Here is a 10,938-nt window from a genome sequence, read left to right on the forward strand (position 1 = left end):
CGTCCGAGACTTCCCAAATAAACTGCATTTTTATCTTTCTCACTCTGTTTAGAAACCCATTGACACATAACGCCCTGTTAAGGTGTGAGCAACGCAATACCAAAGCCGCCGCATACCACCTTAAACACTAAACGCAACGCATAGTAAAAATGCCACGCGTTGCGAATCACTCTTAAACAGTTTGTTAGTCTTCAATATTTCAATACTTCGTTGGTAAATGCTTTATAATCAAATTCTTTCGGATGATAACAAATGTCTTTTTCATAAATCCCATTAAATAATTCATATTTATTAATTAACAGATTAAATTTTTTACTACCATAATCGCTTGTCATATTGTACATCAACATGACTATTTCATAACGAGATAATTGAGAACGAAATATCTTTGCATACTTATTTGAATTTTCCATTTTATCTACATGCTCTAAAACATAATACATACTACGGAAATAATGCCCTATTACATGACCATAGTCATGGTAGAACGACGAATAAATATCAGACAAGTCATTTTGTATATCCTTAGTGGGTCTTGAATTAAAGTATACATCACAGAGCGAGTATACTTTGATTTTTTTGGACTCACTAAGCCCATCGTGGATTGCCTGACTTAATCTATGTTGAGCAAACTCGCTCTCATTAAAGTAACTTAAATAATCAGAACTGGTGGGATTATCGGGTTTGTTCGGCCAGTATTCAATAGCATCATTGATCAAAAAGTCAAACTCACTATCTTGGAGAATGTGCTCAAGAACGACCTGACTATTTAATATTGATATAAAGTTAGAACCTACATATGAAAAAATGAATTCCTTATAGTAATCATTGAACTTTTCTGAAAGAAATTTAAAAACCTCGTACCCTTCATTATTATCAACTCTCAACTGATGAACTTTTGATGAATGAAACTCGAGTAATGAGAAAAATGTATTTTCATTTGATTGTTCAAGATACTGATTTTTTGTTAGTGATAGTGAATATAGCAACCCCAAAAATGCTAAAATACTGATAATCGGCCCCGACAGATCCCCCCAAAACCCCGCAGCATCATTCCATTTTTTAATATTTTCAACATCAGACGCTATAATTAATTCAGCATACTCAACTAATAAAAAAATCGAGATAATAATCAGTATTCCCATTATCAATTTATATATTTTCACTACATACTCCCAATATAATTGATGACTAACGCCCTGTTAAGGTGTGAGCAACGCAATGCCGAAGTCACCGTATACCACCTTAAACACTAAACGCAACGCATAGTAAAAATGCCACGCGTTGCGAATCACTCTTAAACAGTTTGTTATACCAATTTAGTCACCCCAAAAGTCGGGCTCTAGATCACCAAAATCAACACTTGATGGAGAAGAAATGAATTCAACATCAGTAATTTCTATTGAAGAAAAGTCTTCGCAATCAGTAAAATCGCCCGAAAACGTTATCAGAACCTCGGTTTGAAAATCAAACGAGGTACTTGCTGAACTTGAGTCCAAAAATACATAATCTTTATCAATAGAATCATGTACTGATAGTGAAAACGAACAAGATGCATCCGCTTCGATACTTACTATTGCCTGAACCACTACTTGCTCAGAGTCAACCTCGACTAATTGTAAAATTGGGGATGACCCATCGGATAAAAACTCCATACTGTTGAACGATACTTCAACCATATCGTTCTGCTCCCAATAAAACCCGGATGTAGCATCTGCATACGGATCTAATTCGCTTGTGTAATCTGCCGCATGCTCTTCAACCAAGGAGTAAAATGGACTCGAACTGCCAGGCACTAATGTTTTTGCTAATGAAGCAAAAAATGTATATGGAGCCGTCTGTGGTTGGAATATCGAAAGTGCTTCTGCAAAGTCTTGTGTGCAATCAATCCATTCCGAGTTCTCTGCATATTTTAACCAATCGTTATCAGTTGTAACTGCGATAACTTTAGTACCATTATGTTCAGCCCAAGCTTCTAATGTCATCAAAGCTATAGCATCAGGAAACTCGCTTTTTTTATTACCACTTTGAGCAAAAGGAGGCTCGTTATCAAAATAAGCACTAATCATTGACTTAACATCAAGATGATCCTCAGAATTAATAACTAGCAACCCCGTACTATCTACAAAGTCTTGCAACCGTGCTGTTGTAATATCCTCGACAGATTCTGCTAATAACATTCCTTTAGCATCACTAACTATCGATTCCCCTACATTTAGATGTACTACTGTATTTTTTAGAGACTTTTCTAGAGCAGACCGTGTATCACTGATCTTTTTCTTTAAATGTGATTCAACTTCTTGATAAACGATATCAGATAGGACTACCTGTACCTCACTAGGCTTAAATTGCTCTAGCTTTTTAAATAACCCAGACTCTATACGTAACCCATTTCCATCAAATATTGATGTATCGATGCTAATTGCACCGTAATCCGCTGTACTCATTGTTTCTCCAAATTGGTATAACGCCGCATTAAGGTGTGAGCAGCGCTTGGCTATACTTGAGCGAAGCGAAAACGCCAAGCGTTGCGAATCACTCTTAAATGCTTTGTTAGGGCACTGTTCTCAAAGATGGCCACCTTACTAGCCAGCCCTTTGAATTTACACGATTTTCAAACGTTTCTCGTGACCTTTTAGGGTTATGTGTGACACAGTAACCAAATAAGGATTCGTACCCAAAAGCTGCAATACATTCATAGCTATCAGGTGCGACTTGTCGAATGGCAACAGCTGTCTCTTGTTCTGGCCAATAGCTCATAGCATCAAGGGAGCATGTGTAGGGTAAATCGCCATTCCGAGTATGCATTAGTGCTTGGTTACGAACTTGCCAGTTAACTTCTGGCATTAGCTGCTTGAGCTGAGATTCGTGGTGTAAATATGCATTAGGGTCGTTCTCGTCTGGCGCAAAGTAAATAACATCCGCATCGTTCAATGGTGTTGCTACATCAAAGCCATGCAGTGCATCCCAAACAAGATTACGAACGAAACCAGCTGCAATGTAACACTGAGGCAAGCCCAATTTAGATGCGCACTCTAAGGCTTTAACTCTAACTGGATCTTGCTTGATTAATTCTACGATTCTATCCATTTTCGCCCTGTGCCCTAACGCCCTGTTAAGGTGTGAGCGACGCAATACCGACGCCACCGCAGACCACCTTAAACACTAAACGCAACGCATAGTAAAAATGCCACGCGTTGCGAATCACTCTTAAACAGTTTGTTATAGCTCAAGCGTAAACGTATTGCTCAACTCTCTTACCCCGGTCATCAACTGTAATGGCTTTAACATATACCTGGTGATTTTTAGCCATGTAGACTTGAAGATAAAACTCTTTAAGGCGATCTAAAGAAACATTGTGGCTAGCTGCATGTTTCGGAAGCCGTTCTCGGTAGTAACCTATTGATTTTCTAATTCTCGGAGTAAGCCTAAATAACTCCTCAGTACGAGCTGGAACCCAAGAAATCTGAACTGGCTTACCTTTGTTCAGGCGAGCTAAAGTATATAAATCTTCAAATATAAATGCGTCATCAACATAGTTGCACCCACCAACAAATGAGTGAGTGAAGTTGTGAGCCATTGATTTAATTAACTTATACTTCATGTTACCCCTGAGCTATAACGCCCTGTTAAGGTGTGAGCAACGCAATACCGAAGCTTCCGCATACCACCTTAACCACTAAACGCAACGCATAGTAAAAATGCCACGCGTTGCGAATCACTCTTAAACAGTTTGTTAGGCTATTCTTCTTGATTTTGGTGTTGTATACCCAGCACTATAGTGTTTTTACCATTACACGCTGGGCATATCCAATGGCGACCAACGGTTAACTCATGATCTAGAACAGTTATGCTTTTCTGGCATTTAGGATTGCTACATTGAAGTTCATGCTGATTTAAAGTCCAACATACATTCCCACTACCGCCATCGGTGAGCGTATACTTCGCCTTACAATTAAAGCAATCTGCTAAAATTGGCTCTTTAAATGAATGGGGAATACGTTTCCTAATCGTTTTGCCGCACTCTTGGCAAACTAGGGAAGAAAAATTACCTAATGTCATATTGAAGACGGGAGATCGCAAAGCTTCATCTAAAAACTGATATATTTCCTCGCATCGTCGCCTCAATTTGTTCATATTTTGAAGGTTGCCTGTACGACTTTGCTTCATCGAGATAACATGAAGATAGCTACCCAAAGCATCATAATGCTTTTTTAACATTCTCAACGTAAATGTCTTTTCAGTACCTAATAACTGCATCGTGTCAGGTAGAGTGTGACTATCAGGCTGTACACCTATTGAAATGGTGCTACTAGTATCAGCATCACTATCAATTTCCAAAAGTACCATCAAAACTTTCTTGGGTTGCCAAGTCTCATATTCGCTTGGTGGAAATTCATCCTTATAAGCTAGCGCCCTGTCGTATGTAATAGCTTCCATTGCCATACGAAGCTCAAGAGCAGCATATTTTAAACGAGGGTCACTAGAGGAACTCAGTTCATTGTGTGCGAATTTCAGGTGATCTTTTGCTAACTGTCGATAATTCATAAGCCAAACTCCCCAAATAGCCTAACGCTGCGTTAAGGGGTGAATGCCGCATAAACCAACCTTCCGCAAGCCACTTTCACCACCAAAACTCACCGCAAACCAAAAATGCCACGCGGCATGAATCCCTCTTGAACGCCTTGTTAGGTTTGTAGCCTACCACTCACTTTGGACAATAACGGTTTTCGATGAGCCAAAGTGTTCAATGACAGTGACACCAACATTAGAAAGCACATGATACCCACAGTGCTCAGTAAAAATGGCCACCTGCCCCTCCTTTGGATTTTCCAAAGCAAATGCATAATTGAACTTACAATAAGATTCATCTTCAAACAAAACTTCTACGCTATCTGCTGAAAAGTCATAACTCATCAAACCAGACTCAGAAATTTCAAAGGCGCTACGATTCAGCTTGGAACTTAAAAGATCCGCCCATTTTACAACAAGATTTTTGTCCATTTTTCCATTAAAACCTAACGCCCTGTTAAGGTGTGAGCAACGCAATACTAATGCTCCCGCATACCACCTTAAACACTAAAACCAACGCATAGTGAAAATGCCACGCGTTGCGAATCACTCTTAAACAGTTTGTTATGTGATTTTTCTGGATTTAATACCAAAGTCATTTTGTTTTAGCTCAGCTTGGAACAACTTGATATCCGTACCTGCAATTAATTTTTTTACAATTTCTATGTCCATTTGTGATGAGCTAGCACCAAAGGTTACAGACTTGATTTTTCCTGGTAATGGATAAACTTTGCCACCTTGTGGTTTAAATGTCCGCCACTCTTTTTCATACTCCCATTGTTTAGACTTGGTATATAAAACCCGCTTTAAAGAGGAGTTAAACTGGTCACTATCGAGCAAAACATTTGAGCTTAATGAGGGGTAGCTTTGCGTGTATTTAACCTTATTAGTTTCATCAGGGTTACCCAGCGCATTATTCTCATTTCGTTCTAATTCGATACAAATGCCTTTATGGTTATCGGCATAATGAGACCACATTAGAATATCAGCAGCACTCTCAGCCAATGAGACGATCCCAAAATTTTTCAACTTACCTTGAAAAACGTCGATATCTGAAGATACGTTTTTTAGTTCAAACGGCACAATTTCAGAGTCATCAGGAAAGGCTCTTGCGACTTTATCCGCATCAGTAGAAGGAGCTATAGCTGTACTTTTCATAAAAGAGCATTGGGTATCAAACGGATCATTGAACGACTCAGGTAAAGCATAATAAATACGCTCGGAAGCGATGATATCCAATGTAAACTGATTCATCGGCTTATACTTATACAAGGAAGTTATTTCAGGATTTTTCATTATTATTTTCCACAAAATTTCCGCATTTGCACCTTATCACATAACGCCTTGTTAAGGGGTGAGCAACGCAATACCGATGCCGCCGCATGCCACCTTAATCACTAAAAGCAACGCATAGTAAAAATGCCACGCGTTGTGAATCCCTCTTGAACAATTTGTTAGCTTAAATTATGTAGCACCAAACCAGACCACCCCAAAACAGAATATTCAAAGTCCAGACCATTACACTCTGAACTGGAAGCATATGAAAAACTAACTGGGGACATGCCTTAAGTTCACTAGGAGAGAACAGCATTTGCGGCTGAAAATCCCAACTAGTAGCTAAACGCAGACCTCTTTTGAATCTAGGATGATTCACCAAGTATTCAGCGTAGGATGAATAAATTGTCCATAACCCCAAAAAGCCTAGTAACTCAATTAGGGATATCACTTCCAAGCTAAATGGCAATAGTGAAGGTCCACCAATGAGCAAAATAGCTGCAAATATCCATTTTCTATTTCTCATTACACATCCTTTTTAATGATTTAAGCTAACGCCGCGTTAAGTGGTGAACAACGCTAACCACTAAACCTAAACCATTGTACCTTAAACACTTAACCTGACTTGAACTGAAATCGCCAAGCGTTGTGAATCCGCCTTAAACGCCTTGTTAGGCGAAGTTTCCCACCAGTGTTCAAGGATGTTTGCAAGCAGATTACCCGAAACCCAATAAGCAACCAAACACCCACTGACTTTTTGTGATTCAAGAACCACAAATGTCACTATGTTTCAGCTAAGATGCCAGCGACCACGAAATACAGACTTTCAGCGATCAAGTTGCTTTTGAGGAAACGAAACGTAAAGCTACAAACTTAAAGCGAGAACAAAAGCCTCAATTAACTTGCCCCTGCCACACTTTGAGCCAATGAAACTCACAACCAACCGGCTATGAAAACCAATGAGGCAACCCGCAAACCTTGGCATGTTTTACGGCCAGAGAGATTCATGAATTTGAACAGACAATCTTGAATTGCCGACTTAGAAAAACGAATGCTCAAAGAGACCTAAGAAAATGAGAACAAAGGACTTTCCTGCCCGTCGCCTAACGCCCTGTTAAGGTGTGAGCAACGCAATACCGATGCTGCCGCATACCACCTTAATCACTTAAAACAACGCATGGTGAAAATGCCACGCGTTGCGAATCACTCTTAAACAGTTTGTTAGCTATGTTTTTCCAACGCCTCTCGGAGTTTAGCTATCGTATGTTGACTGTAGACTTTAATACCATTGCGCTCTAACAATGCAGTGGCTACCCCTGAACCATCGATTTTAATCCCGTTGAATGTGCCATCATAAATTTTTGAACTGCCACAGGAAGGACTGCCTTCTGCAAGAATCGCGTACTTTATTTGCTGGTTTTTGCAAAGTTCCAAAGCCTTTTTTGCCCCACTTACAAATTGTTCCGTAACATCGATGCCATCATTTCCAACAACGTTTGCCAAACCATCCAGCACATCAACACCTTTACCAGTAATAATTTCAGCTGGTGCTCTAGGAATAGGTAAACCTGCTGATACTTCGGGGCAAAAAATCACTAGTTCTGTGTATGACTTTAGCCAGAGCAACTCAGGCTCTGGGATTGATAAACAGCTCGCATTGTATCTAACGTTGTTTCCAACCAAACATGAACTAACGAGAACTTTTACCACTGGAACTCCTTTATATACGAGAAATAGCTAACGCCCTGTTAAGGGGTGAGCAACGCAATACCGAAGTCGCCGCATACCGCCTTAAACACTAAAATCAACGCATAGTGAAAATGCCACGCGTTGCGAATCCCTCTTGAACAGTTTGTTAGAGCGCAGCTCACAGGTTGAACAGAACTTTCAAAAGAGAATTTACCAAGGAAGAAATTCCTAGAAATAGTACTACTGGCAAGCCTATCGCTATTAACAGTTTAAACTCGACAAATTGACCTACAACGGCATCACCATACCTACCACCCAGAAACTTTCTAGATTCGTCACCTACTGTTGATTTGACTTCATCTGTAACCGTCTTGCGATCTTTACCAATGAATTCTTTAAACAGCATAAAGCCGAAAGGAGCGATAATAATGCCGGCGATAAGATATGAAATGTATTCAACTATATCGGTCATGTTCATACTTTTTTCTCCTGCGCTCTAACGCCGCATTAAGGTGTGAGCAACGCGACCACAGACCTAAACCTTACCACCGTAAACACGAAACCCAACGATGGAATGAAAAATGCCAAGCGTTGGGAATCACTCTTAAATGCTTTGTTATGTTAATTTTTTGATGAGAATTCAACTTCTTGAGGTGTGTTTCGATCTTTTTCGCAGATAACGACGGTATTGGCGAGTTTGTCGTGCCACCCCTGTTTACGCTTGTCCCAAGCCACCCAAAATATACCTAGTCCAAGAGGGATTGTCGCTAGGATATACCCAAGGTATCTTACAATATACTGTTGAAGGGTAGGTTTATCGCCAGTTTTAGCGTCTACAATTTTCGCTGATATAGCCATTTTACCTGGTGTCGCTTGACGATAAAGCCAGAAACCAATGACCGCTACCAATGGAAAAATCCAGCTTAAAATCAGGTCAGCGAAGCCTTGTACTAACGCATCGTTGTCAAAATATGCCCAGCCATAAACCGCTACTAGAATCGGGTATGTAAGGACACAAATTATCACAGTATCAATTAGACTAGCACCAACTCGAGGCCAAAAACCTGAATATTCGTACAAATCACTCATTTTCGCGGGAACATTATCTTTCATATTATTTACCTAGTTTACATAACCAACTTAAATGCATGATACGTAATGTAATTTCTTTCTCAAGACAATATTCAATTAATTGCAACACACTTCGATTAACATAACGCCGCATTAAGGTGTGAGCAACGCTACCACCAGACGAAACCTGTACGCCTTAAACACGAAACCCAACGATGACATAAAAAATGCCAAGCGTTGGGAATCACTCTTAAATGCCTTGTTAGTTTTTTGTTTCTAGAGAGTGCTTATTTTCCAAGTCTTCTACCTTATTTTTAAGTTTCTCTAACTTTCGAGAATAAATAAAGAAACCGATTTGAGAACATACTACGGCCACATAGAACAGGTTATCTCTATGTTGAGCTGGAGCATCATTCCACAACCATATAGCGAAGACAGTGACAAGCACATAAGAAATAATATTTGAAATCATTGATGAAGCCCCGAAACCAATCGTACACTTCGATTTTCTAACTCTGTATTAACTTTTTTTAATTCAGACTTATTAAACGCAACAGCTCCCCAAATGACAAGCATAGCTAAACCACCTCTGCCAAGTTTACCTCTAGCTTTAGATTCCTTGTATAGGTCTTTGAGTCCAAGGCTTGAAGCACCAATACCTATATAACTAGCGAAATTGTCTAAAAAGCTATGAAAATCTTTATCAGACTGTAACTCTTTCTCAGTCATTGACCACATGCCATATTGTGGGTTAACAAAAGTAGTGTCTAGCGCTCCTGTTACTAGTTTTCCCATTAAGGCTCTATTCGAAACACTTCGTATCAGTTTCATAGCATCTACTCGTTGCTTCTGACTGAGATGTCTATACAAGATCATCGAACAAATCGCATCTACTTCTACTTTTCCAGCCCCAACAAGTAGTTCTGGTTTAAAACCGATTATTTTAGCTAATATTCTTAATTGTTCTTGCTCATTGCTTGGCAAATTATACGGTAAACTGCTAACTGAAATTACGTTACTCATCACTCATCCATGTATAATTTTAGGGCTTATTTTATGAAATAAAAAGAATAGCATATGCACTCAGTGGTGTATAGGAAATGTTATGAAACTAACGCCCTGCTAAGGGGTGAGCAACGCAATACAAAAGCCGCCGCAAACCACCTTAATCACTAAATTCAACGCATAGTAAAAATGCCACGCGTTGCGAATCCCTCTTGAGCAGTTTGTTAGTCGCGAGGCACCGAGCGACAATTTTAAGCCGAACTAAACTTTGCGAACAACAAACTTTATGTGCTTTGATGCATTTAAGTCAGGCGTAGTCTCAAAGCGGCTACTCAATGAAACCACTTGGAACAAACAACGCCGCAGAAAACGGACGGACAACACCAAATAGCGCCTTTGGAAAGCTAATCTCACAGTGCGGACTTTCAACAAAGTCACTGAAACCACGTGGAACTTACCACACCAGAGAAAACGTCCTTTCAGCGAGTAAATCGGCTTTTGTACCAACAAACTCACCGAGCGAAGTAGCAACCAAAAACAGACTCTCGATCGCCCCGCTCTATCACCACCAAAGAACGAAACAACCGCTTGGTAAATAGCAATGCATTGATCTAGAACCGATGAAACTGAGCTTTGCCCGTCGAAGATGGAACTATGAATCAAACAACCAGTAGCCAAGTTTTGAGCTTAGAAACATGATTTTGACTGCTAGCTTTTTCTGGCGACTAACGCCTTGTTAAGGGGTGAGCAACGCAATACCGAAGCCGCCGCATGCCACCTTAGTCACTAAAACTAACGCATAGTAAAAGTGCCACGCGTTGCGAATCCCTCTTGAACAATTTGTTAGGCGAATTACTTAAAAGGAAGTGGAATATCTTTCGTTATGGATATGTCCTCTAAACACTGCTTCAAAGGTAACTGCTTGGATTTATAGATTGTTGTAATCGAATTTTTCTCTTCGTCTACGTCCAATGTTAAACAAGCACAACTAAAACCATAGCTTCGATTTGTTCTAACAAATTCATTTTCATTTGCAGTCGCTTGATAAAGCAGTTCCATCGATTTATCGTCCAATGCATTTGAAGTACCTTGGACTGATATATCCCACGAGCCATCGCGATCAATCAACCACATATTGGCAGGAGAAGGATTTTCAAGCCATCCACATCGAGTCTCTTCTGCCGTCGCTGTTAATGCAGAAAACATCCCCAGAATAACAATCAAAAATCTCATTACTTACTCCATTCGCCTAACGCCTTGTTAAGGTGTGAGGCACGCAATAGCGAAGCCGCCGCATAACACCTTAACCACTAAAACTAACGCATA

14 protein-coding genes are annotated in these 10,938 nt (G+C 39.9%); 1 reads left to right on the forward strand and 13 read right to left on the reverse strand.

Annotation, left to right across the window (positions count from 1 at the left end; genetic code table 11):
* Window positions 1-191 precede the first annotated feature (191 nt).
* From R7E42_RS23255 to R7E42_RS23320, 12 genes are all read right to left on the reverse strand, one after another.
* Window positions 192-1,166, reverse strand: coding sequence for a putative phage abortive infection protein (locus tag R7E42_RS23255; protein WP_318071306.1), 975 nt, complete (start codon window positions 1,164-1,166; stop codon window positions 192-194).
* 153 nt (window positions 1,167-1,319) lie between these two features.
* Window positions 1,320-2,447: a PIN domain-containing protein gene (locus R7E42_RS23265; RefSeq protein WP_318071307.1), complete on the reverse strand. Its 1,128-nt coding sequence runs from the start codon at window positions 2,445-2,447 to the stop codon at window positions 1,320-1,322.
* A gap of 106 nt (window positions 2,448-2,553) precedes the next feature.
* A complete protein-coding gene (locus R7E42_RS23270) occupies window positions 2,554-3,090 on the reverse strand; it encodes a nucleotidyltransferase family protein (protein WP_318073028.1) in 537 nt (178 codons plus the stop codon).
* Between the two features lie 139 nt (window positions 3,091-3,229).
* Window positions 3,230-3,604: a hypothetical protein gene (locus R7E42_RS23275; RefSeq protein ID WP_262598266.1), complete on the reverse strand. Its 375-nt coding sequence runs from the start codon at window positions 3,602-3,604 to the stop codon at window positions 3,230-3,232.
* Between the two features lie 137 nt (window positions 3,605-3,741).
* Window positions 3,742-4,548 (reverse strand): hypothetical protein, encoded by an 807-nt coding sequence (locus tag R7E42_RS23280; protein WP_005378537.1) that lies wholly within the window; start codon window positions 4,546-4,548, stop codon window positions 3,742-3,744.
* Between the two features lie 153 nt (window positions 4,549-4,701).
* Window positions 4,702-5,004, reverse strand: coding sequence for a hypothetical protein (locus R7E42_RS23290; protein WP_318071309.1), 303 nt, complete (start codon window positions 5,002-5,004; stop codon window positions 4,702-4,704).
* Window positions 5,005-5,136: 132 nt separating this feature from the next.
* On the reverse strand, window positions 5,137-5,868 hold the full coding sequence (locus R7E42_RS23295; protein ID WP_318071310.1) for a DUF2971 domain-containing protein: 732 nt from the start codon (window positions 5,866-5,868) through the stop codon (window positions 5,137-5,139).
* 163 nt (window positions 5,869-6,031) lie between these two features.
* Window positions 6,032-6,373, reverse strand: a complete 342-nt coding sequence (locus R7E42_RS23300; RefSeq protein ID WP_053807656.1) for a hypothetical protein — start codon at window positions 6,371-6,373, stop codon at window positions 6,032-6,034.
* Between the two features lie 695 nt (window positions 6,374-7,068).
* Window positions 7,069-7,557, reverse strand: a complete 489-nt coding sequence (locus R7E42_RS23305; RefSeq protein WP_318071333.1) for a DUF523 domain-containing protein — start codon at window positions 7,555-7,557, stop codon at window positions 7,069-7,071.
* A 157-nt stretch (window positions 7,558-7,714) separates the two neighbouring features.
* A complete protein-coding gene (locus R7E42_RS23310; RefSeq protein ID WP_054702843.1) occupies window positions 7,715-8,014 on the reverse strand; it encodes a hypothetical protein in 300 nt (99 codons plus the stop codon).
* Between the two features lie 143 nt (window positions 8,015-8,157).
* The gene (locus R7E42_RS23315; protein WP_006879709.1) at window positions 8,158-8,649 is read right to left on the reverse strand and encodes an RDD family protein; all 492 of its coding nucleotides are present in this window, start codon (window positions 8,647-8,649) and stop codon (window positions 8,158-8,160) included.
* 426 nt (window positions 8,650-9,075) lie between these two features.
* Window positions 9,076-9,630 (reverse strand): hypothetical protein, encoded by a 555-nt coding sequence (locus R7E42_RS23320; RefSeq protein ID WP_053807654.1) that lies wholly within the window; start codon window positions 9,628-9,630, stop codon window positions 9,076-9,078.
* A 317-nt stretch (window positions 9,631-9,947) separates the two neighbouring features.
* On the opposite strand from R7E42_RS23320, the gene R7E42_RS25980 reads away from it, so the two are divergent.
* The gene (locus tag R7E42_RS25980; protein WP_155486732.1) at window positions 9,948-10,211 is read left to right on the forward strand and encodes a hypothetical protein; all 264 of its coding nucleotides are present in this window, start codon (window positions 9,948-9,950) and stop codon (window positions 10,209-10,211) included.
* A 253-nt stretch (window positions 10,212-10,464) separates the two neighbouring features.
* On the opposite strand, the gene R7E42_RS23325 is transcribed toward R7E42_RS25980, so the two are convergent.
* Complete coding sequence (locus tag R7E42_RS23325; protein WP_262628293.1) at window positions 10,465-10,845, reverse strand: DUF4087 domain-containing protein; 381 nt, start codon at window positions 10,843-10,845, stop codon at window positions 10,465-10,467.
* Between the last annotated feature and the right edge of the window lie 93 nt (window positions 10,846-10,938).

This window comes from Vibrio sp. Vb1337, assembly GCF_033338715.1.
GTDB lineage: Bacteria > Pseudomonadota > Gammaproteobacteria > Enterobacterales > Vibrionaceae > Vibrio > Vibrio alginolyticus.